The organism is Curtobacterium sp. Curtsp57 (assembly GCF_047324335.1).
In the GTDB taxonomy this organism is placed as follows: Bacteria; Actinomycetota; Actinomycetes; order Actinomycetales; family Microbacteriaceae; genus Curtobacterium.
On record NZ_CP168511.1, the window covers coordinates 872945 to 894983 of the forward strand.

A 22039-nucleotide genomic window follows, 5' to 3' on the forward strand; every position below is an offset into this window, starting at 1 on the left:
CCATCCGCTCCCGCACAACCAAAAGCCGTCCGAACCGCGGAGTTCCGCGGTTCGAACGGCTTTCGGTTGTTCAGCGGGCCGTGCCAGCCACCCGCGACGGTGTCGACGAACCTCAGTAGGCGACGCCGAACCGTGCCTGGTGGTGCGCCGGCGTCTCGATCTCGTCGACGAACGCGATCGCGAAGTCCTCGCCCGAGATGTCGGAGTTGCCCTCGGCGTCGGTGAGGAGCACCTCGTCGGTGGTCCGGTAGGTGCCACGACGCTCGCCGGGGTTGTAGCCACCGAAGGCCGCTGCCGGGCTGACGTAGAACCAGTCCACGGACGTGTCGGATGCACGGAGGTCGTCGAGGATCTGCCCGTGGCTCTTCGCCTCGCCCTTGAACGCGTCCGGGAACTCGGCCGTGTCGAACAGTCGGGGGCCACCGTCGGCGACGAGCAGCGACCCGGCACCGCCGACGATCCCGAGGCGTGCCCCCGCGGCCTCTGCGGCGTCGACGAACGGCTGGAAGCGGTCCTTGAGCTCGCTGCCGTCGGCCTGCACCGCGTGGAGTGCGACGACGATGACGTCGGCGCCCTTCGTGACCTCGGCGACGAAGGCGGCGTCGAACGCGTCGCCCTGCGCGAGGGTCAGACCCTCGGCGGGCTCGAGCTTCGTGGTGTCGCGGGCGACGGCGACGACCTGGTGGCCGCGGGACAGCGCTTCGCGGGTGATGGCGGAGCCGGCGTACCCGGTGCCTCCGAAGACGACGATGGTGGACATGCGTGTTCCTCTCGTGGTGGTGCGTGCTTGCTCGACTCACCTTAGGGGCGTTACTCTCTTTTGGTAAGTAGGCACCTCGTGGTGCGTAACGGAGGTCGTCGTGAGTGCACTCGAGTACAGCCCGTACGCGGCCGACTGTCCCAGCCGGCAGCTGCTCGACCGGATCGGCGACCGCTGGAGCGTGCTGACGATCGGCACCCTGGCGGACGGACCCCAGCGGTACTCCGTCATCGCGAATCGCGTACAGGGGGTGTCGCAGAAGATGCTCACGCAGACACTGCGGGCCCTCGAGCGCGACGGGCTCGTGACCAGGACGGTGTTCCCCGAGATCCCGCCGCACGTCGAGTACGAGCTGACCGACGCAGGGCGATCGCTCCGCACCGTGCTCGAGCCGCTCGAGCGGTGGGCGACGACGCACATGGCCGACGTCGAGGTCGCGCGTGACGAGTACGACACCGCACGTTCGGAATCTCCCCGGCGCTGACGTGGTTGCGTGGAGGCATGCGATCGATCGTCTACACGAAGCCCGGTGACTCGTCCGTCCTCTCCCTCGCCGACCGCGAGCCGCAGGATCCAGGCGCCGGGGAGGTCCGCGTGCGCGTCGTCGTCTCCGGCGTGAACCCGACGGACTGGAAGGCCCGACAGGGCGGAACGTACGGCGACGGTCTGCCGTTCCCGGAGATCACCCCGAACCAGGACGGCGCCGGGATCGTCGACGCCGTCGGTCCCGGGGTCGACGAACTCGCCGTCGGTGACCGGGTGTGGCTCTACATGTCCGTGTCCGGTCGCCCCACCGGCACCGCACAGGAGTACACCGTCGTCCCGGTGGCCCGCGCGGTCCGACTCCCGGACGGGGTCTCGTTCGACGTCGGCGCATCGCTCGGCGTTCCCGCGATGACGGCGCACCGGGCACTGACCACACACGAAGAGGGCCCCTCGCGCCTCGGACCCGGCGCGCTCGACGGCGTGACCGTGCTCGTCGCGGGCGGTGCCGGTGCGGTCGGGCACGCGGCGATCCAGCTCGCACGGTGGGCTGGCGCGACCGTCATCTCGACGATCAGCTCCGACGAGAAGGCCGCGCTGGCGACGGCCGCCGGTGCGCACCACACGGTGAACTACCGGCAGGACGACGCCGCCGCGCGGATCCGCGAGATCGCCCCGGACGGCGTCGACATCGTCGTCGAGGTGTCGATCCCGCAGAACGCCGCCCTCGTCGCGGACGTCCTGGCGAACCACGGCGTCGTGTCGATCTACGCGAACAACGGCGGCGACGAGGCAACGCTCCCGATCCGCCCCAACATGAGCGTCAACGCCCGGTACCAGTTCCTGCTGCTCTACACGATCGGCGACGAAGCCCTGACGGCTGCTGCCGAGGACGTCACCGAGGCGCTGCACGACGGAGTCCTGCCGGTCGGTGCGGACGCCGGACTGCCGATCACCCGGTTCGATCTCGCCGACACCGCCGCGGCACACGACGCGGTCGAGAACGACACGGTCGGCAAGGTGCTCATCGACGTGCAGCCGGAGTAGCGGCACCTCCTTGCCATCGCGGGTGTGATGGGTGGAGCATCGACCAACGCGCATCAGTGTCGATCCGCTCCACCCCGTCACCTCGGGCTCCACCACCCGCGAGACCGCCTCGAAACCCGCCCGTGACTCGAGCGTGCAGACCGTCGCGAAGACCCTGGCGATCCTCGAGGCGGTCGCCGAACGCGGCAGCGCCACCGCCAAGGAGGTCGCCGATGTCCTCGGCTTCCCGCTCCCCACGGCGTACTGCCTCTTGCACGCCCTCGTGCACGCCGAGTACCTGGTGCACCGGCGGGAGGAACGGCGCTTCGAGCTGAGCCACAAACTCGAGGCCCTCGCCCGCTCGGCCCGGTCGAACGGAGCCACCGTCCAGGCGGACGGGTGACACACCGGGTCCACAACAGACCCGACTTGTCCCTCGAACAGGGGGCACACCACGATTGCATGACATTCGATGAGAGGAATCGTCATGCAGCATCGCGCTCTCCGAGCACTCACCATCACCGCAGCCGCCGCCCTCACCCTGGTGGGCGGGTCCCTCGGCGCGACCACCGCCAACGCCGCCACTGCGTCTCCGCAGGTCATCGGCGGCGAGCAGGCGCCGAACACGCCGTGGGAGGTGCAGCTCGTCTTCCAGCAGGGCGGCACCGCCAGCTACGGCTGCACCGGCGAGGCCCTCAACGCCGAGTGGGTCCTCACCGCGAACCACTGCGTCGACGGCACCACCGCGATGAACGTCTACCACTCGAACAGCACCGCCGACCGGGGCCCGGCGACCGCCGCCGACGAGCTCTACAGCGCACCCGAGGGCGACATCGCCCTCGTGCACCTCTCCACCCCGGTCACGCTGAGCTCGTACGCGCAGCTCGACCTCGGCTACACGACGAAGACGTCGGGCACGGGCACGATCATGGGCTACGGCAACCGGGCGGACAGCGAGCCGACCGACGGGCTCTACCAGGCGAGCGTCTCGCTCTCCGGGCACTCCACGGACGCGTACTCCGGCGACGCGCAGCACGTGACGGGGATCTCGGGAGCGTCGAACCACGGCGACTCCGGCGGGCCGCTCATCGTCGGTGGCGAGGTCGTCGGTGTCTGCTCCACCGGTGACGTCGCCGACCCGGGCTCGAACACGAACGCCGGGTCGAACTACGCGATCCTGTCGCAGAGCGGCGACTGGATCGCCCAGACCGCGGGCCTGTAGTCGGCGGGCCTGTAGTCGGCAGGCCGGGTCGCGTCGTCCGACGCGACCGCAGGTCGGACGGGAGGCACGGTGCGGGCCCGCACCGTGCCTCCCGTCCGTCCGTGGCTCGCGCCCGTCCGCGTGCTCGTCCGCGCTGATCGGCATTCCGGCGGCGGCATGCGTTCCCCCGAGTGGGCGAAACACCAGGGTGATCACGCATGCCCACCCGGGTATTTCGCCCGCTCGCCGGTCGTGGACCCCGCGGGTTGGTAAGCATGGTGCATGAGCGAACTCGTGCCGCCCGCTGCCGGAACCCGAGCGATCGTCCTCGGAGGTGGTGGAGTCGCCGGGATCGCGTGGGAGCTCGGGGTCCTCTCGGCACTCGAGGACGCCGGCGTGGACCTCGCCGCAGCCGACCTCGTGGTGGGCACCAGCGCCGGCAGCGTGGTCGGGACCTTCGTGCGGAGCGGGGGCGTCCGCGGCGCGTTCGAGCAGCAGATCGCACCGCTGCCGACGAGCTACGAGGAGCCCGGCGTCATCGACGGCGAGGCGATCCAGCAGCAGATCGGGCAGGTGCTCGCCGGCGCGACCTCCGAGCAGGACGGCCGCGCACGACTCGGCCACGCGGCGCAGCAGGTGACCGCCGGGCAGTCCGACGACGAGCGCGCCGCGACCTTCTCGGAGACCCTGCCGTCGACCACGTGGCCGGACCGCCCGCTCGCGATCACGACCATCGACGCGACCGACGGCACCTTCCACGTCCTCACCGCTGCGGACGGCGTCCCGCTCCCCCGCGCCGTCGCCGCGAGCTGCTCGGTGCCGTTCGTGTGGTCGCCCGTCCACATCGAGGGGCGGCCGTACATCGACGGCGGGATGCGCTCGGCGACGAACGCCGACGTCGCCGCCGGGTACGAGCGCGTCCTGGTCATCGCCTGCGGCCCCGAGGCTCCGTCTCCGCTCGGGCCGTGGCTCGACCAGTCCGTCGAGGCGCTCCGGGCGGGCGGGTCGAGCGTCGAGGTCGTCGTCGCGGACAGCGCCTCGACGCAGGCGTTCGGCGCGAACTCGCTGTCGTTGTCGACCCAGCGACCGAGCGCCGAGGCCGGTCGCGCGCAGGCCTCCGCGATCGCGGACCGGATCGCGGAGTTCTGGGCCGCGAGCTAGACGAACGCGGCCTGGCCCGTGATCGCGCGCCCGACGATGAGGGTGTTCACCTCACGCGTGCCCTCGTACGAGTAGATCGCCTCGGAGTCGGCGAAGAACCGCGCGACGCCCTTGTCGAGCACGATCCCGTTGCCGCCCTGCACCTCGCGGCACCATGCGACCGTCTCGCGCATCCGCGCCGTCGCGAACGCCTTCGCCAGCGCCGAGTGCTCGTCGCCACCAACGCCGGCGTCCTGCATCGCCGACGCCTGGGTGCAGAGCGCGATCGACGCCGTGATGTTCGCGAGCGACTTCACGAGGAGGTCCTGCACCATCTGGTGCGCGGCGATGGGCTTGCCGAACTGGATGCGGGTCTTGGCGTAGTCGAGCGCTGCCTCGTACGCGCCGACCGCGATGCCGACGGCCTGCCACGCGACCTCGGTACGCGTCAGGCGGAGCACCTCGGCCGTGGTGCGGAACGACGTCGCACGCTGCAGCCGGCGGGACTCGGGGACCCGGACGCCCTGCATCACGATGTCGGCGTTCTGCACGCCGCGGAGCGCGATCTTGTCCTCGATCTTCGTCGCGGTGAACCCGGGGGTGTCCGTCGTGACGAGGAAGCCCTTGACCTGCCCGTCCGCAACGTCCTTCGCCCAGATCACGACGACGTCCGCGAACGTGGCGTTGCCGATCCAGCGCTTCTCGCCGTCGAGGACCCACTCGTCGCCCTCGCGCCGCGCGGTGGTGCGCAGCCCCTTCGCGGAGTCGCTGCCCGAGTACGGTTCGGTCAGGCCGAACGCCCCGATCAGCTCGCCGGCGGCCATGCGCGGCAGCCACTCCTGCTGCTGCTCGTCGCTGCCGGCGACGGCGATCGAGTTCATCGCGAGGCCGGACTGGACGCCGATGAACGTGGCCACGCTGGCGTCGACGCGACCGAGCTCGAGCGCCGCCCACCCGCGGTACACGGCCGAGTTCTCGAACTGCCGCACGAGCGGGACACCCGGCCCGTACATGCCGAGTTCCGCGAGCGGCTTGATGACCTGCATCGGGAACTCGGCGCGCGCCCAGTACTCGTCGGCGATGGGCGCGACATCGCGCTCGAGGTACTCCCGGAGTCGCCCGATCGACGCCCGCTCCTGGTCGGTCAGCTGCAGCGCGAAGCCGTAGAAGTCCGATTCGAGCAGGGTCGTGGTGGGCGTCGTCGTTGACATGGGACCAACGATGCATCATTCTCGGAAACGTTGCAAGGGAGGCTCGCGTGTACACGTCGGATTCCGCGCTGCGCGCCTTCCGGGAGGCTCGTCACACCTTCATCGCCGGGTCCAGGATCGACATGGGCGCTTTGGCCGCGTCGCTCGGCGTGGACCGCACGTCCCTGTTCCGGTGGGTGGGCAACCGTGACCGGTTGCTGTCCGAGATCCTCTGGTCCCTCGCCGTCCCGACGCTCGACGCCGCTTCCCGATCGGCGGCGCCGTCCGGTGCCGAGCGGGTCGTCGACGTGCTGGACCGGTTCACCGCCGACCTCATCGCCGCGCCGTACTTCCGGGCGTTCCTCACGAGGGAACCCGCCCGTGCGCTGCGGCTCCTCACCACCTCGGACAGCGATGTCCAGGGCCGGCTCGTCACCGCGATCACGGCGCTGGTGGCGGACTCGTTCGACCCGTCCCCGCTGTCCGCCGAGGAGCTCGCGCGGCTGCTCGTGCGGATCTCCGAGTCGTTCACCTACGCCGACCTCATCTCCGGCGAGACCCCAGACCCCGCACGAGCCCGAGCGACCTTCTCGTACGTGCTGCGCCCCGCCCGACCGATCGGAGACCGATGACCATCGACGAGTACCCGTTCCGCCGCCAGTACCCCACGCGCTGGAACGACAACGACATGTTCGGGCACGTGAACAACACGATCTACTACAGCGCGATGGACAACGCATCGACCTACTGGTTCCGCTCGGAAGCCGGGCTCGACCCGTTCACGTCGGAGTGGATCGCCGTGCTGGTCTCGTCGAGCTGCCGGTTCGTCGAGTCCGCCGTGTGGCCGGACGTCATCGAGGTGGGGATGCGCTCCAAGCACCTCGGGAACACGAGCCTGTCGTGGGAGTTCGGCCTGTTCCGGCAGTCCGACGGTGCGCTGCTCGCGACGGGTGAGTTCGCGCACGTCATCATCGACCGCGAGGGTGCCCGCCGCCCGATCCCCCTGCCGGAGTCCCTCCGCGCGCTCGTCACGTCCACGATGGTGTCCGTCGCCGCCTGACCGCGTCCGCGGCCGCGCGGCGCGTTTTGCTGCCGCACAACCCAAAACAGTACGCGCCGCGGAGTTTCGCGGCGCGGACTGCTTTCGGTTGTGCGAGAGCACCGACGTCGGGCGGCGCGTCAGCCCTTCAGCGCGGCGAGCTCGAGGTTGATGTCGTCGGGGTCCTGCACGGACAAGATCACCATGCCGGCGTCGCCGAGGTCCGTCACCGCACCGTGCTCGACCCCCGCGGCGTCGAGTCGCGCGGCCGCCTGGTGCAGTTCGTCGACCGAGCCGACGACGAAGCTCACGTGGTCGAGTCCGACCGTGTCCGGGTCGAACCGCTGCCCAGCCGGTGCGACCGGACGCAGCCCGAACACCTGATCACCGAGCCGGAAGACGCTGCCGCCGTAGAAGCGCTCGCGGTCCTCGCGGATGCCCGGCTCGTCGACCTGGTCGCTGAAGTCGATCGCCGGATCGGTGCCGAGCAGCTGCTGGTAGAACGCCTTGCTGCGGTGGATGTCGGTCACCGTGACGCGGACGTGGGCGAGGGCGGTGGGACGGGCGAACGGTTCACTCATGCCGTCGACCCAACGCCCGGCGCCTCGGAGCGCCCCGTGCTCGCGCGCCGACCGGACAGCGCGACGGATCCCCCACGCACCGCGGACATGTCGCGCCCCGGTACGGACATGGCGCCCCGCCAGGACGGGGCGCGATGTCCACACGGGGGCGCGATTCGGCAGCAGATGCGAGGGACCAGCCGGCCCAGGCGTCAGATCAACGCGTCCGTCAGGTGGTTGGCCGTGCCGAAACGGTGCGCGGTGATCGACACCGCCTGCTCGCGGAGGAAGGGCAGCAACTCGATGCGCCCTGCCTCGGTGACCGGCGAGTCGTACACCGCGATGTCAGGGCGCCCATCGACCGCGGAGTACAGCGACGACGCGGACCCGCCGATGAGCCGCACCCGGGTCGACGGGCCGTCGGCCACGCGAGCAGCGAACGCCGCGTCGGACTCCGACGACGTGACCGACCGCACGCAGTCGAGCGCGGCGATCGCGGCCGGCACGTCACCCGCCGAGGAGACGTCGATCGTCGTACCGGCCCGGAGCGCAGCAGCGACGACCCGGACCAGGTCCTCCGACGAGGACGACGCGGACGCAGACGACGACCCCACCCGCACGTGCACGCCCGGGTACGGCAGGTACCGCGCGACGTTCCGCTCCGCCGACAGCGCGGACACGTCCACCGCGACGCCGAACAACGACGTCCACGCGAGCTCGTCGGACGCCACTGCTCGGGACACCGAGGACGACGAGACACCGGAGTCGCGTACGAACGCCGCGACCGCTGCCGACACGGGAGCCCCCGCGGTGGCCGGAGCCGGCGCCCAGGAGCCCAGCCCGAACAGGTAGTTCACGCCGCCAGCCTTGGTCCCGGCACCGACGGCCGACTTCTTCCACCCGCCGAACGGCTGCCGGCGCACGATCGCCCCGGTGATGCCGCGGTTGACGTAGAGGTTGCCAGCGTCGATACGCGACAGCCACGTGCCGATCTCCGACGGGTCGAGCGAGTGCAGCCCCGAGGTGAGGCCGTAGTCGACCTCGTTGACGATGTCGATCGCCTCGTCCAACGACGACGCGGTCATGATGCCGAGGATCGGGCCGAAGTACTCCGTGCGGTGGAAGGCGGAACCGCGCGCAACGCCGGCGCGCACGCCCGGGCTCCACAGACGACCGGACTCGTCGAGCTGCCGAGGCTGCACGGCCCAGCGCTGCCCGGGCTCGAGCGTGGTCAGCCCCTCGAGCAACTTGCCCTCCGCCGGCGAGACGACCGGCCCCATCTGCGAGGTCGGGTCGGTCGGGTAGCCGACCGTGAGCGACGACACCGCGTCGAGGAGCTGCGACCGGAAGCGCCGCGACTTCGCAACGGAGCCGACGAGCACCACGAGGGACGCCGCCGAGCACTTCTGCCCCGCGTGCCCGAACGCCGACGCCACGACGTCCTTCACGGCGAGGTCGAGGTCCGCCGACGGCGTCACGATGATCGCGTTCTTGCCAGAGGTCTCGGCGAGGAGCGGCAGGTCCTTCCGGAACGACCGGAACAGCGACGCCGTCTCGTACGCGCCGGTCAGGATCACGCGATCGACGAGCGGCGACGACACGAGCGACTCCCCCAAGGAGGACTCGGGCACGTCCATGAACGCGAGCACGTCGGCGGGCGCACCCATCGCGTCGAGCGCCGTGTCGATCACCGAAGCCAGCACGGCCGCGCACCGGGCAGCGGGCGGCGCGGGCTTCAGCACGACGGCCGACCCGGCGGCGAGCGCGGCGAGCGTGGACCCGGCGGGGATCGCCACGGGGAAGTTCCACGGCGGCGTGACCAGGGTCAGCGCAGCCGGCGAGAACGTCGCACCGTCGACGTCGTCGAGCGACGCCGCGAGCTCGCCGTAGAAGTGGGCGAAGTCGATCGCCTCCGAAACCTCGGGGTCGGCCTGGTCGATGGTCTTCCCGGTCTCGGACGCCATCACCTCGACGAGGGCAGCGCGGTTCGCCTCGAGCGCGTCGCCGACGGCGTGGAGCACCGCGCCACGCGCCGGACCGGACCAGGTCCCCCAGACGGAACCAGCGGCGCGGACGCGCTCCAGGGCGGACGTGAGTTGCGACTCCGACTCGACCCGAGCCTCCCGGACGGCCGACTCGCCCAGCGTCGACGACGCGACCCGAGCGGTGATCGCCGCACCCCATTCGCGCACCGCGGCGACCGACGGGTCGCTGTCCGGCGTGTTCTCGAAGTGGCCTGGTGCCGGGCGGCCGACGGCGGCGTACCGGTCGGCAACACGGTGCGAATCCGGCGCGTCGAGCCCACCGGGGAGCGACAGCGGCGCCAGGGACGCGCGGAACCGCGACTCCTCCCGCTCGAACAGCGTCGGCGAGGACTGCAGCGAGAACACCGCTGACATGAAGTTGTCCTGCGACGCGCCTTCTTCGAGCCGACGGATCAGGTACGCGATCGCGACGTCGAACTCACCCGGGTGGACGACCGGTGTGTACAGCAGCAGGGACCCCACCGTGCGACGGACCGCGGCGGCCTGACCCTGCGCCATCCCGAGCAGCATCTCGAACTCGATCCCGTCGCGGACACCGCGCTCCCCGGCGAGCAGCCAGGCGTGCGCGACGTCGAACAGGTTGTGCCCGGCGACGCCGACCCGCACGTTCGCGATCCGGTCCGGGGTGAGCGCCCAGTCGAGCACCCGCTTGTAGTTCGTGTCGGAGTCCTGCTTCGTGTGCCAGGTGGCGAGCGGCCAGCCGTGCACCGAGGCCTCGACCTGCTCCATCGGCAGGTTCGCGCCCTTCACCAGGCGCACCTTGATCGCGGCACCGCCACGGGCGCGACGAGCGGCGGACCACTCCTGCAGCTGCTGCATCGCGGAGAGTGCGTCGGGGAGGTACGCCTGCAGGACGATGCCCGCCTCGAGCCCGAGGAAGGCGGGCTCGTCCAGGAGCTTCGTGAAGACCGCGATCGTCAGGTCGAGGTCCTTGAACTCCTCCATGTCGAGGTTGATGAACTTGGCGGGCGACGATGCCGCTGCCCGCGAGAACAGCGGGCGGAGCTTGTCGACGATGTCGTCCACCGCGTGGTCGAACGCCCACGGCGAGTGCGGGTGCACCGTCGAGGAGACCTTGATCGACACGTAGTCGACGTCGTCCCGCGCGAGCAGCTTGTGCGTGCCGTCGAGGCGTCGAGACGCCTCGCGCTCACCGAGCACGGCCTCGCCGAGCAGGTTCACGTTGAGCCGGACGCCGTCCTGCTTGATCTTCGCGATGGCCGGACCGAGCTTCGCATCGGTCGCGTCGACGATGAGGTGGCCGACCATGTTCCGCAGCACGCGTCGGGCGATGGGGACGACGACACCCGGGAGGCTCGGTGCCAGTCCGCCACCGAGGCGCACCAGTCCGCGGAGCGCGCTGGGCAGGAACCCGGGTGCGTCCGGCGCGATCTGCTTGAGACGACGTGCCGCGACGCCGAGGTCCTCCGGACGGACGACGCCGTCGACGAAGCCGACGGCGAACGCCAGGCCCTTCGGGTCGGCGAGCACCCCGGCGAGCTGCTTCGCGGACCCGTCGACCGGGTACGTCTCCGCCTCGGCGAGCCACTGTCTGACGAGCGCGACGGACTCGTCGGCGAGGAGGTCGTGGTCGGTCGTGGGCGCAGCGTCGGCGTGCGGCTGGACGTCGGTCATGGCATCAGTGTGCTGCTCCGCGTTTCGGTAGCGGAAGCAACTCTTTCTGATCGGATCCGTTCAGTTCACCTATCCTTTCTGCATGCTCGACGTCCGCCGTCTCGTCCTCCTCCGGGAACTCTCCATCCGGGGCACCGTCGCGGCCGTCGCCGAGGCGCTGAACTTCACCCCGTCGGCGGTGTCGCAGCAGCTCGCGGTCCTCGAGCGGGAGGCCGGCGTCCAGCTCCTGCGCAAGGCGGGACGGCGGCTGCAGCTCACCCCGCAGGCGGAGGTGCTCGTGGCCGCGGCGAGCGACGTCCTCGACACCCTGGAGCGTGCCCAGGCGTCGGTCGAGTCGACACTGACCACCGTGCAGGGACGCATCCGGGTGGCCGTGTTCCAGTCGGCGGCGCTCGCCCTGATGCCGAGCGCGCTCCGGACCATGGCGATCGAGCACCCCGACGTCCGCGTCGAGATGGTGCAGCGCGAACCGGAGACGGCACTTGGCGAGACCTGGGCGCGGGACTTCGACATGGTCGTCGCCGAGCAGTACCCCGCGCACGCGGCTCCGCGCTTCCCCGGGCTCGACAGCCGCGACCTGACGACCGACCCCGTGCGACTCGCACTCCCCCCGGAGGACACGGCCCTCTGGCCGGTGTCGTCCCTCGCCGAGGCCGCCGAGCTGCCGTGGGTCATGGAGCCGCGAGGGGCCGCATCACGGCACTTCGCCGAGCAGACCTGCCGCCGCGCGGGCTTCGAACCCGACGTCCGCTACGAGACCGCCGACCTGCAGGCCCAGATCCGGCTCATCGAGTCCGGGAACGCCGTCGCACTCATGCCCGACCTCGTCTGGGCCGGTCGGTCCACGAGCTGCCGGTTGCTCGAGCTCCCCGATCCGGCACGTCGCACGCTCTTCACCGCGCAGCGCATCGCGAGTGCCGAGTCACCGGCGGTCTCGGCGTTCCGCGACGCCCTCGAACGGGCAGCAGCCGCCCCGCGTTCCTGAGCGCTCCATGTCGGAAAATCCCCGATCATGACAAGGTTTGCGGAACTTTTTCCGTTGCCGGATCGTGATCGAACGAGGCGGTTCCTGAGCGCCCGCTCACCCTACGCTCACTGCTGAGCGGCCACTCCGGACCGCCACTGACGACACGTTCCTCTGGGGGGAAACGATGACCACACACTCCACGTCGAGGGTTCGCAGGTACGCGGCCGTCGGCACTGCCGTCGCGATCGTCGCAGGCTCGTCGGCGTTCGGCCTCGGGCTCGGCGCAACCACGGCGTCCGCCGCCGAGCCCGAGGCTGCTGCGGCGACGAGCGCGGTGAGCACGACGAGCGCCGCGAGCACGACTCCGGTGGCCTCGGCGACGCCCGAGGTGGCCCCGACCGCGACCGCCACGGACGATCCCGCCCCGACCGACGGCACCACCGCACCGGTTCCTGCGGACGAGCCGGCCGGGGACACGGCTCCGGCGGGAACCGACACGCCCGCGGACGACGCAGCCACACCGGACGACGCGGCGCCCGCGGACGACGCGGCGCCCACGGACGACGCGGCGCCAGCGGACGACGCAGCGCCAGCAGATGACGCAGCGCCCACGGGCGAGACGTCGGCCGAGGGCGGTCCCGACGTCACGACCGATGCCGTCACGCCGGCCGGCACCGTCGCCGTGACCGGCACGACGACGATCTTCCACACGCTCTCGGCGTCCACGGACGGCTGGCCCGCGGACACGACGTTCACCTACCAGTGGGTGTTCACCGACCGGGACGGATCGACCGACGTCGCGGGGGCGACCACAGACACCTACGTCGTCGACCCGCAGGACGTGGACGGCACGGTGCAGGTCCGCGTGACGGGCACCGCGCCCGGCGAGGACCCGACGACCGTCACCAGCGCCGCGACCGCCCCGATCGCGGACGACCCGACTGGATTCCGCCCCCTGGCCATCCGCGACGTGCCCACACGGGTGGGCGAACCGTTCTCGGTCAGCCTCGCCGCGTTCGAGGGAGACGGCCTGCAGTACTTCGTCAACGACCAACCGGGCGGCTCCTCGGACCCCGGCGTCCTGCCGGCGGGGGTGTCCTTCAGCCCGGACGGGACGCTGTCCGGGACACCGACCGTTGCTGGGTACACCATGCTCTGGGTGCACGTCTCGACGTCGAGGCACCCGGACGGCGGGACCGCGATGCGGGTGTTCTTCACGACCGAGGCCGCCCCGGCAGTCTCCATGCGCGTGTGGGCGTACACGTCCACCGACGACCGTCCGTACGACCTGTGGCAGATCGCCCCTGACGGGTCCACGCGCTACACGAGCAACCCCCAGGACTGGTACGGCGATCCGGCCACGCCGTTGCGGGTCCCCCAGACCGCGGAGGTCAACCTCGACGTCGCCGGGACCGACGCGTTCGGTGACACCGTGCTCTTCGAGGACGGCGGTGTGCGGTGGAGTTCCTCGGTCGCCGGGGACTCGTTCGACACGTCGCTGTCCCCCGGGGCCCTGGATGCCGGGGCGGCTCGCCTGACGTTCGCCCACGCGAGCGAGCACGTGATCACCGCCACCCACGGCGACCTGTCGATCTCGTTCACCATCGACGTGACCCCGACGGCGACGACCGTGGTCGCGACGAAGCCGACGTCCGGTACGGGCCAGCTCGCGTACACGGGTGCCGATGCGACCGGTCCGATCGCCTGGGCGCTCGGACTGCTCGCCGCCGGCGGCGCACTCCTGGTGCATCGCGCACGGCGACGCCGCGCCTGACACCCCGTCGCGACCTTCATCACCACCTGACGCTCATTGGGGGCCTCCTTGTTCCGCACCACCACCATCCGCCGTTGCACGGTCGTCACCGCCGTGCTCGTCGGCATCTGCTCGACGACGCTCGGACTCGGCGCCACAGCGGCCGTCGCCGACGACACGTCCACGGCGACGTCCGCGACGACCGCCGATGCCGATGCCCCGACCGAAACGGGGACTGCGACGTCCACGACGACCGCCACGGCCGATGCCGTCACCCCGGCCGACGCGGGCGGCACCACCGACGCCGGTCCGACACCGTCCGGTGCCGCCTCGGCTCCGACAGCACCCCCGACGGACGTCTCGAGCACGGACGTCCCGAGCACGGACGTCTCGAGCACGGACGTCACACCCGCGGGCACGGTCACCGTCAGCGGAATCGTCGAGGACTGGCACACCCTGACCGCCGACACGGCCGGCTGGCCAGAGGGCACGACGTTCACCTACCAGTGGCAGTCGTCCTTCGCCGATGGCGAGCCGCTCGACGTCGTCGGCGCCACCGACGCGAGCATGACGATCAGCCCGACGCTCGGCCAGCTCGACCGGCTGCGTGTCCGGGTCACCGGGACCGCTCCGGGACAGGAGCCGACGACCGTCACGAGCGAGTTGACCGCGCCGGTCGCCGAGAACCCGGACATGCGTTGGGGCTACCTGGGCACCCAGACCGTCCACGCGTCCATCGACGAGCCGTTCTCGCAGAGCCTCGCCGCGTTCGACGGCGACGGGCTGCAGTACTTCGTGAGCGATGGCCCCGATGCCCCGGCGGACGACAGTGTGTTGCCGGACGGTGTGACGTTCTCCGCTGACGGCACGCTGTCGGGCACGCCGACCTCGCTCGGTGTGTCCGAGTTCTGGTTGCACACCTCGACGGGGCTGCACCCGAACGGCAGCGAGATCTCGAAGGTCGTGCTCGACGTGTCGTCCGGTCCGGTGGTCGGGTTGCGTGTCGTCGTCCGCGGCGAGATCACGTCGACCGGATGGCCGTCGTGGGTTGTGGACACGGACGGTTCCGTCACCTACAGCGACTCGACCGAGGTCCAGACCGGCGACCCGACCAAGCCGATCCGCGTCCGCCAGGACGGCTCGCTGGAGCTCGGCGCGCTCGGCTTCGACCGACTCGACAACGTCGCCGAGCTGCCGGACCTGACCTGGTCCTCGTCCGTGGACGGCGACACCTTCACCCCGACGGACAGCACCGACACCGTCACGCTTCGGTTCACGCACGCGAGCCCACACGTGATCACCGTCCGATCGGGTTCACTCACCCAGACCTTCACGATCCAGGTCGATCCACTGCCCGCGGTCACGTCGACCTCATCGACGACGACGCGCACCCCCTCCGGCCAGCTGGCGTACACCGGCGCGGACACCAGCGGGCCGCTCGCATGGGCGCTCGGACTGCTCGGCGCGGGTGCTGCGCTCGTCGTCGCACGCATGCGGCGACGCCGCGCGTGAGCGTCAACGCCACCTGAGCGACCGGCGCGAGGCAGGCACGTCCGACACGGTCGTGCCTGCCTCGTCCGTGCGTCGGGACCTGGACCCCCAACCCGGGTCACATTCCGGACAGCCGTGTTCCTGCGGGTGCGCGCTCATCAGTACGATCCGAGCACGCCTGAGATTCTCGGCGGATTCTTACGATCCGGCACCGTCCGGACCCGAACACTGGGGGAACCCGTGCACCGCAGCACCTCCGGTGTCCGACGCGCCTGCGCCGTCGGCACCACGATCGCACTCATCGGCCTGACCACCGGCCTCGGCATGGTCACCGCGACCGCCGCGTACGCCGACGACTCGACGCCAGCCGTCTCCGCGCCCGCCGACCCGAACGCGCAGACGAACACCGACACGACGCCCGCTTCATCGGAGACGCCGACGACGCCCACCGCCGACGAGCCCGGCACCGATCCCACCACCCCGGTGTCGACCGACCCCGCGCCGTCGACGGACCCGGGTGCCTCGACCACGACGGACCAGACCGACCCGGCAGCCCAGCAGGCCCCGACCACCCCGTCGACCACCACGGACTCGGCGGTCTCCTCGAAGGCCGCAGTGGCCTCCGACGCGAAGATCGTCGGCGACGCCAAGGTCGGCACCACCCTCCGCGTCGACGCCCCGGAACTGAGCGGCACCTACCAGTACGCGTGGTCGACCGACGGCGGACAGACCGTCGCGGAGATCACGCCGGCCTACTCGGTGACGACCGCCGACCTCGGCAAGCGGATCTCCGTCCTGGTCACCGACGGGAACGGGAACACCGCGACCGCCGAGACCGACGTCGTCACCGAGGACGTCGCGTACGACACGAAGACGACCGCCGACGCTCCGCGCAGGATCGAGGTCACGGCGGGCGACACGCTCGACGAGACCTTCGTCGTGTCGAAGGGCAGCGGCGACGTCACCTACGCCATCGGCTACACCGACCCGGACAGCTCGGACCCGACCGACCCGGACGACCAGCCCGAGTCCTACCTGCCGTACGACACGGTCTTCGACGCTGCGACCGCGACACTGCGCGGCGAGGTCACGGCCGCGAGCACCTTCGACTTCACGGTCGTCGCCTCGAACGGCACCTCGAAGGCGACGGAGTACGTCGAGGTCGTCGTCGACCCGGGTGCCGCGGTGGGCGTCATGGCCTCCGCGACCGACACCTCGGCCCAGGACGCGTTCGACGGCGTCCACGCGTCCAACGTGTGGATCATCGAGCCGAACGGGGCGATCACCTCGATCTCCTTCCCGGCCGACCTGGACGCCGAGCCGACCATCACCGACGGTGGACAGCCGACCGTGCAGCAGGGCGGCTCGCTGTGGGTGGACGGCTCCCCCGTGGACGAGTTCGGCAACAGCACCGTCGAGTTCGACGACGACGGCAACTTCCCGATGGCGACCGTGACGAGCGACCACGCGGACGACCAGATCGCCTGGGACGACGACTCGTTCTCGACCAAGGTCACCTTCCCGCACGCGTCCACCCACGTGCTGACGGTCGCCGAGGACGGGCTCTCCGTCTCCTTCCCCGTCACGGTGAACCCCACCGTGGTGACGGCCCCGGTCGCAGCGGTCACGCCGACGACGGCCAAGGGCCAGCTCGCCTACACCGGCTCGGACGCCACCGGCGCCCTGCCGTGGGCGCTCGCGATGCTCGCCGCCGGTGCCGGCCTGGTCGGCCTGCGCGCGCTGCGTCGCCGCACCCAGCGCTGATCCGCACCCAGCACTGATCCGCACAGCGCCGGTCGACCGTCCAGGCCGACCGGCGCTGTCGCGTTCCACGGTCCGGACGGGAGGCTCCTGCCGGAGTCCGGCAGGAGCCTCCCGTCCGTCCTGTGGCCGCGACCGGCGCCGGAGCCGTGAGGGCACACCGGTGCGGCAGCGCACACTCGAATCGGGTCGCCGCGGATGCGGGAGGCCCCGAGCGGGCGGGCCTCGGCCCACCCATGACCCGAGGAGTGCACATGGCAAGCGGAGTCGCAGCAGTGTGGGTACCGGTGACCGACATGGACCGGGCGGTGGCCTTCTACCGGGACGCCCTCGGTCTCACCGTGACGAGCCAGGACGACGACTGGTCGGAGATCGACGCGAACGGCCTGATGATCGGGCTGAACGGCCGCGAGGACGCCTCCGGCTCCGTCGACGGCGGCGCGGTGATCACCTTCCAGCCGGACGGCACCATCGATGCCGAGGTCGAGCGGCTGAGCGACGCGGGCGTCGACTTCACGGGCGGCATCTCGGACCACGAGTGGGGTCGTATCGCCCCCTTCAAGGACTCGGAGGGCAACGACCTGCAGTTCTACGCACCGCCGACTGCCTGATCGCCCGCCGGAGGACGGCAGACGTCGATAGCGTTGGGGTATGCCCACGCTGCTCCAGATCGACTCGTCCGCCGACCTCTCCCACTCCCGTTCCCGTGCGCTGACCGCTGCGTTCGCCGACGCGTGGCGCGCTCGGGGTCCGGAGTACACCGTGGTGCACCGGGACCTGCACACGGCACCGCTCCCGCACCTGGAGAGCTCGGCACTGCACTGGGCCGCCGCCGACCGCACCGCCGAGGAGTCCGTCGCGCCCGAGGCCGAAGCGCTCCGCCAGGAGATCATCGACGAGCTGCTCGACGCCGACGCCGTCGTGGTCGGATCGCCGCTCTACAACTACACGGTGCCGTCGTCGCTCAAGGCCTGGATCGATCGCATCCACGTGCCGGGAGTCCTCGCGCCCGCGTTCGACGGGGACGCACAGCCCCTCGCCGGCAAGCCCGTCGTGACGATCGTCAGCCGCGGGGCGACCTACGACGCCGGTACCCCGACCGAGCACTGGGACCACGGATCGCCCGTGCTGGAGCTCATCCTCGGGACCGCCCTGGGGATGCGTCAGTACCCGATCACGGTGAGCGCCACACTCGCGGACCGGCTCCCGGCGCTCGCGCCGCTGGCCGACCACGCGGCCGCCGAGTTCCACGACGCCAAGACGACGCTGGAGCGCCTCGCGACCACCGTCGTCTGACCACTGTCGCCTGACCGGAGCGGGCCCGGCGGCCGGGGCCGGCGACGCCGGGTGCGCTCAGGCGGGGCGGATCTCGTCGGCCCGCCCGAGCAGGTCGGCGTGGAACGCCGTCTGCGTCAGCGCGCTCGCGAGCAGGAACCCCGTCATCGACTCGATGCCGCCACTGAACGGCACGCGCGACGCGACCTCGAACAGCGTCGGGGCGTCCAGCGTGTCGAGCGCCTCGGCGACGTGGCGACTCCGCTCCTCCCGGTGCCGGACGAGGGTCTGCGCGCGGGACACCACGTCGCGGAACCGGTACTCGTGCCCCGGGCACACCTCGAGCTCCACGTACGGGTCGAGCTTCGCCAACGACGCCAGGTAGTCCCCGAGCGGGTTCGAGTCGGTGCGGCCGCCGAGCCCGATGCCGGAGTTGATCCGCGGCAGCACGTGGTCGCCCGTGAAGAGCAGCCCGTCGGCTTCGTCGAGGAAGCAGAGGTGCCCTGCGGTGTGCCCCGGCGTCCAGAGCGACCGGATCGTCCGCCCGGCGATCGGCAGCAGGTCCCCGTCGTCGAGCAGGACGTCGGCGTACGGCGGCTCGATCGCGCCGAGCCCGATGTGCCGACCCGCTCCCCACGCCGCGGTGAGTCCGTCGCGCAGCCCGTGCGGTACGCCCCACGTGGCGATCTCGGCCTCGTGCGCTGCTGCGTCGTCGCGCTCGTGGTCGAGCGCCCGGACCTCGGCCGCGTGCATCGCGATGGGCGCCCCGGACATCCGTCGGACGGCGGTCGCGGCGCCGAGGTGGTCGGCGTGCAGGTGCGTCACGGCGACCAGTCCGACGTCCCGCACCGACCGGCCGATCGACCGGAGCCCGGCGTCCAGGACGTCGAGCGCGCCGTCGTCGCTCCACCCGGGGTCGATGAGCGCCAGGGAGCCGTCCGTGGCCTCGACGACGTAGACGAGCGTGGCGTCGGGCACACCGAACCGGAACGGGACGGCGAGCGTCCACACGCCGGGGCGGACCTCCTCGACCGGGGGCAGCACTCCGTCGGCGAGCGCCGCCGCCTGCACGGGACTGATCGGCGTCGGGGACGGCGATGCGGGCGGAACGGTCGTCACCCGGCCACCCTAGCGAGCCGGACCGGCGCACCCGGATGCCCCGAGCCTCCAGGCCGCGTGCGCGACAGCGCGTACACATGACCCATGGAGATCGCACCGATGCTCGCCAAGGCCGTCCCCGAGGTACCGGAACCCGACCGTGTGACGGGTGGCCTCCGGTACGAACCGAAGTGGGACGGGTTCCGGGGCATCGTGACGATCGACGGCGACGACGTCGAGATCGGCAGTCGTGGCGCGAAGCCACTCACCCGGTACTTCCCCGAGCTGGTCGAGGCGTTCCGCACCCAGTTCGGCGGGCGTGACCACCCGGTGGTCCTCGACGGCGAGGTCGTGCTGCGCGCCGGCGAACCCGGACACGAACGGCTCGACTGGGAAGCACTGTCCCAACGCATCCACCCGGCGGAGTCCCGCATCCGGAAGCTCAGTGCGGAGACCCCTGCGCAGTTCGTGGCCTTCGACCTGCTGGCTGCGGACGGCGAGGAGCTCGTGGACCTGCCGTTCGACGAGCGGCGTACCCGGCTGCAGGCCCTGGCCGACGAACTCGCCGACCCGCTGTTCGTGACGCGGACCACCCTCGACGTGGACCTGGCGCGCGAGTGGCTGACGACGTTCGAGGGTGCCGGGCTCGACGGAGTCGTCGCGAAGCCCCGGGCTCGGCCCTACGAGCCCGGCAAACGATCGATGTTCAAGGTCAAGCACCACCGGACGGCGGACGTCGTCGCGATCGGGTACCGCGTGCACAAGAGCGGCAGCGGGGTCGGCTCGCTGTTGGTCGGGTTGTACGGGGAGGACGGCGAGCTCCGGCAGGTCGGCGGCGTGTCCGCCTTCTCCGACAAGCGCCGACTCGCGCTGGTCGAGGAGCTCGACCCGGTGGTCCTCCGCGACGCGGACGGGACGCCCGTGACCGGTGACGGGGAGAAGTCGCGGTTCTCGTCGGGTCGCGACACGTCCTTCGTCCGCCTGTCGCCGGAGCGGGTCCTGGAGGTCCGGTACGACCAGATGGAGGGCGCGCGGTTCCGGCACACGGTGCAGTTCGAGCGCTGGCGGCCGGACCGCGATGCCCGGTCGTGCGGCTTCGAGCAACTCGAGGTCCCCGCTGCCTACGACCTGCGCGACGTGCTGTCCTGACGGTGTTGCCGCTTCGTGATGTCCGATCTCCGAACTAGTTAGCCAAACTAGTAACTTCGTGGAATGATCGGGTCACGGCAGCCGACCAAGGGTGCCACCACGGATCGGAGCGGACCGACATGAGCAACGCAACTCTCGTCCGACACACGCAGCGCAGCCCGCTGAGCGAGGTCCGCGAAGCACGTCACCAGCGCATGCTGCAGCTCAGCGCAGTCATCAGCGGCATCGCCGGCGTCACCGCCACCGCGCTCGCACTCGTCACGATCGGACTCGGCGCATGATCGTCGACGGCATCAGCGAGGCACACCGCCCCACGTGGTCCAAGCTCGCGCGGCTGCACTCCGCCACGATCGAGCTGCCGATGCACACGACCCGCGTCGAGGACCTGCTCCCGGACGACTCCGCGCTCTAGGGCTTCTTCGCCCGGGACGGCTGGACGCGCGGGGGCTCGCCGGGCATCTTCGGGAAGTCGGGCGGGAAGGGCAGCTCACCGAGACCGTTCTCCAGGTCACGCTCCCACCACGTCAGCAGTGGCGCGATCGACGCCGACTCCGCGCCCATCGTCTCCCACGGGTCCCCTGTTGCCCGCAGCCGGTCGGGCATCGTCAGCACCGTGAACGCCGTCGGGTCTGCATCCGGGAGCTCGTCCCACGTGATCGGTGCCGAGACCGAGGCGTGCGCCAACGCCCGTGGACTGTAGGCACCCGCCATCGTGCGGTCACGGTTCGCCTGGTTGAAGTCGACGAACACCCGGCTCCCCCGTTCCTCCTTCCACCACGCCGTCGTCACCCGGTCGGGCATCCGCCGTTCGAGTTCGCGTGCCGCGGCGATCACGGCATGCCGGACGTCCAGGAACTCGTACTCGGGGACGATCGGCGCGAAGACGTGCAGCCCGCGGTTCCCGCTCGTCTTGATCCACGTGGTGAGCCCGACCTCGTCGAGGACCTTCCGCAGCTCCTCGGCGACGGGGACGGTGTCGTGGAAGTCGGTGCCGGGTTGCGGGTCGAGGTCGATCCGGAGCTGGTCCGGGTGGTCGCTGTCCGAGGCCCTGGACGCCCACGGGTGGAACACGACGGTGTTCATCTGTGCTGCCCACACCGCCACGGCCGGTTCGTCGAGCACGAGCTGCGGGTGCTGCCGACCGCTCGGGTACGTCACCGTCACGGAGCGGAAGTAGTCGGGCGCTCCCTTCGGCGGGTTCTTCGAGAAGAACTGCTCGCCGTCGACACCACCGGGGAACCGCTGCAGCGACACCGGGCGGTCCCCGTTCGCCCGGACGAACGCGTCTCCCACGGTGACGAGGTAGTTCGCGAGGTCGAGCTTCGTGACGCCGGCGTCCGGCCAGAGCACGCGCGACGGGCTCGTCAGTCGGACCTCCCGGTCGCCGTCGGGCCCCGGAACGGTCAGCGTCGTCGCTTCGCTCGCCATGCAGCGGAACCTACACCGGCCGCGCGAGAGGATGGGCG

The 22039-nt window shown here is 71.2% G+C and carries 22 protein-coding genes; 16 read left to right on the forward strand and 6 right to left on the reverse strand.

Annotation, left to right across the window (positions count from 1 at the left end; genetic code table 11):
- Positions 1–112: 112 nt before the first annotated feature.
- A complete protein-coding gene (locus tag ACEN9V_RS04095; protein ID WP_281264134.1) occupies positions 113–760 on the reverse strand; it encodes an NAD(P)-dependent oxidoreductase in 648 nt (215 codons plus the stop codon).
- A gap of 100 nt (positions 761–860) precedes the next feature.
- Here ACEN9V_RS04095 and ACEN9V_RS04100 point away from each other — a divergent pair, with 100 nt between their 5' ends.
- From ACEN9V_RS04100 to ACEN9V_RS04120, 5 genes are all read left to right on the forward strand, one after another.
- Complete coding sequence (locus tag ACEN9V_RS04100; protein WP_413602235.1) at positions 861–1244, forward strand: winged helix-turn-helix transcriptional regulator; 384 nt, start codon at positions 861–863, stop codon at positions 1242–1244.
- A 17-nt stretch (positions 1245–1261) separates the two neighbouring features.
- Positions 1262–2290 (forward strand): NADPH:quinone reductase, encoded by a 1029-nt coding sequence (locus ACEN9V_RS04105; RefSeq protein WP_413602236.1) that lies wholly within the window; start codon positions 1262–1264, stop codon positions 2288–2290.
- A 31-nt stretch (positions 2291–2321) separates the two neighbouring features.
- Entirely contained in the window at positions 2322–2672 is a 351-nt protein-coding gene (locus tag ACEN9V_RS04110; RefSeq protein WP_413602237.1) for a helix-turn-helix domain-containing protein, read from the forward strand.
- 84 nt (positions 2673–2756) lie between these two features.
- Positions 2757–3491 (forward strand): S1 family peptidase, encoded by a 735-nt coding sequence (locus ACEN9V_RS04115; protein WP_281264130.1) that lies wholly within the window; start codon positions 2757–2759, stop codon positions 3489–3491.
- Between the two features lie 261 nt (positions 3492–3752).
- Entirely contained in the window at positions 3753–4631 is an 879-nt protein-coding gene (locus tag ACEN9V_RS04120; protein WP_413602238.1) for a patatin-like phospholipase family protein, read from the forward strand.
- On the opposite strand, the gene ACEN9V_RS04125 is transcribed toward ACEN9V_RS04120, so the two are convergent.
- The gene (locus tag ACEN9V_RS04125) at positions 4628–5821 is read right to left on the reverse strand and encodes an acyl-CoA dehydrogenase family protein (protein WP_413602239.1); all 1194 of its coding nucleotides are present in this window, start codon (positions 5819–5821) and stop codon (positions 4628–4630) included. The genes ACEN9V_RS04120 and ACEN9V_RS04125 overlap by 4 nt on opposite strands.
- A gap of 47 nt (positions 5822–5868) precedes the next feature.
- On the opposite strand from ACEN9V_RS04125, the gene ACEN9V_RS04130 reads away from it, so the two are divergent.
- On the forward strand, positions 5869–6432 hold the full coding sequence (locus ACEN9V_RS04130) for a QsdR family transcriptional regulator (RefSeq protein WP_413602240.1): 564 nt from the start codon (positions 5869–5871) through the stop codon (positions 6430–6432).
- A complete protein-coding gene (locus ACEN9V_RS04135) occupies positions 6429–6860 on the forward strand; it encodes an acyl-CoA thioesterase (RefSeq protein WP_413602241.1) in 432 nt (143 codons plus the stop codon). Before ACEN9V_RS04130 ends, ACEN9V_RS04135 begins: the two co-directional genes overlap by 4 nt.
- 119 nt (positions 6861–6979) lie before the next feature.
- Here ACEN9V_RS04135 and ACEN9V_RS04140 read toward each other — a convergent pair whose 3' ends face one another.
- Both ACEN9V_RS04140 and ACEN9V_RS04145 read right to left on the reverse strand, forming a co-directional pair.
- Positions 6980–7420 carry a VOC family protein gene (locus tag ACEN9V_RS04140; protein ID WP_413602242.1) on the reverse strand — a complete coding sequence of 147 codons (441 nt, stop codon included), beginning with the start codon at positions 7418–7420 and terminating at the stop codon, positions 6980–6982.
- A 191-nt stretch (positions 7421–7611) separates the two neighbouring features.
- Positions 7612–11079: a bifunctional proline dehydrogenase/L-glutamate gamma-semialdehyde dehydrogenase gene (locus ACEN9V_RS04145; RefSeq protein ID WP_413602243.1), complete on the reverse strand. Its 3468-nt coding sequence runs from the start codon at positions 11077–11079 to the stop codon at positions 7612–7614.
- An 82-nt stretch (positions 11080–11161) separates the two neighbouring features.
- On the opposite strand from ACEN9V_RS04145, the gene ACEN9V_RS04150 reads away from it, so the two are divergent.
- The 6 genes from ACEN9V_RS04150 to ACEN9V_RS04175 all read left to right on the forward strand — a co-directional run bounded on the left by ACEN9V_RS04150 (position 11162) and on the right by ACEN9V_RS04175 (position 18347).
- Positions 11162–12064, forward strand: coding sequence for a LysR substrate-binding domain-containing protein (locus tag ACEN9V_RS04150; RefSeq protein WP_281264120.1), 903 nt, complete (start codon positions 11162–11164; stop codon positions 12062–12064).
- A gap of 166 nt (positions 12065–12230) precedes the next feature.
- A complete protein-coding gene (locus ACEN9V_RS04155; protein ID WP_413602244.1) occupies positions 12231–13820 on the forward strand; it encodes a hypothetical protein in 1590 nt (529 codons plus the stop codon).
- Between the two features lie 48 nt (positions 13821–13868).
- The gene (locus ACEN9V_RS04160) at positions 13869–15311 is read left to right on the forward strand and encodes a hypothetical protein (protein ID WP_413602245.1); all 1443 of its coding nucleotides are present in this window, start codon (positions 13869–13871) and stop codon (positions 15309–15311) included.
- A gap of 219 nt (positions 15312–15530) precedes the next feature.
- On the forward strand, positions 15531–17054 hold the full coding sequence (locus ACEN9V_RS04165; RefSeq protein WP_413602246.1) for a hypothetical protein: 1524 nt from the start codon (positions 15531–15533) through the stop codon (positions 17052–17054).
- A 251-nt stretch (positions 17055–17305) separates the two neighbouring features.
- Positions 17306–17662 carry a VOC family protein gene (locus tag ACEN9V_RS04170; protein ID WP_413602247.1) on the forward strand — a complete coding sequence of 119 codons (357 nt, stop codon included), beginning with the start codon at positions 17306–17308 and terminating at the stop codon, positions 17660–17662.
- A gap of 40 nt (positions 17663–17702) precedes the next feature.
- Positions 17703–18347: an FMN-dependent NADH-azoreductase gene (locus tag ACEN9V_RS04175; RefSeq protein WP_413602248.1), complete on the forward strand. Its 645-nt coding sequence runs from the start codon at positions 17703–17705 to the stop codon at positions 18345–18347.
- A gap of 57 nt (positions 18348–18404) precedes the next feature.
- Here the strand turns inward: ACEN9V_RS04175 and ACEN9V_RS04180 are convergent, their stop codons facing one another.
- Entirely contained in the window at positions 18405–19445 is a 1041-nt protein-coding gene (locus ACEN9V_RS04180; RefSeq protein ID WP_413602249.1) for an MBL fold metallo-hydrolase, read from the reverse strand.
- An 84-nt stretch (positions 19446–19529) separates the two neighbouring features.
- On the opposite strand from ACEN9V_RS04180, the gene ACEN9V_RS04185 reads away from it, so the two are divergent.
- From ACEN9V_RS04185 to ACEN9V_RS04195, 3 genes are all read left to right on the forward strand, one after another.
- Positions 19530–20573 carry an ATP-dependent DNA ligase gene (locus ACEN9V_RS04185; RefSeq protein ID WP_413602250.1) on the forward strand — a complete coding sequence of 348 codons (1044 nt, stop codon included), beginning with the start codon at positions 19530–19532 and terminating at the stop codon, positions 20571–20573.
- A gap of 119 nt (positions 20574–20692) precedes the next feature.
- A complete protein-coding gene (locus tag ACEN9V_RS04190) occupies positions 20693–20854 on the forward strand; it encodes a hypothetical protein (protein WP_413602251.1) in 162 nt (53 codons plus the stop codon).
- Entirely contained in the window at positions 20851–20985 is a 135-nt protein-coding gene (locus tag ACEN9V_RS04195; RefSeq protein ID WP_413602252.1) for a hypothetical protein, read from the forward strand. The genes ACEN9V_RS04190 and ACEN9V_RS04195 overlap by 4 nt, the downstream gene beginning before the upstream one ends.
- Here ACEN9V_RS04195 and ligD read toward each other — a convergent pair.
- Entirely contained in the window at positions 20982–22001 is a 1020-nt protein-coding gene (ligD, locus tag ACEN9V_RS04200; RefSeq protein WP_413602253.1) for a non-homologous end-joining DNA ligase, read from the reverse strand. The genes ACEN9V_RS04195 and ligD overlap by 4 nt on opposite strands.
- Positions 22002–22039: the final 38 nt, after the last annotated feature.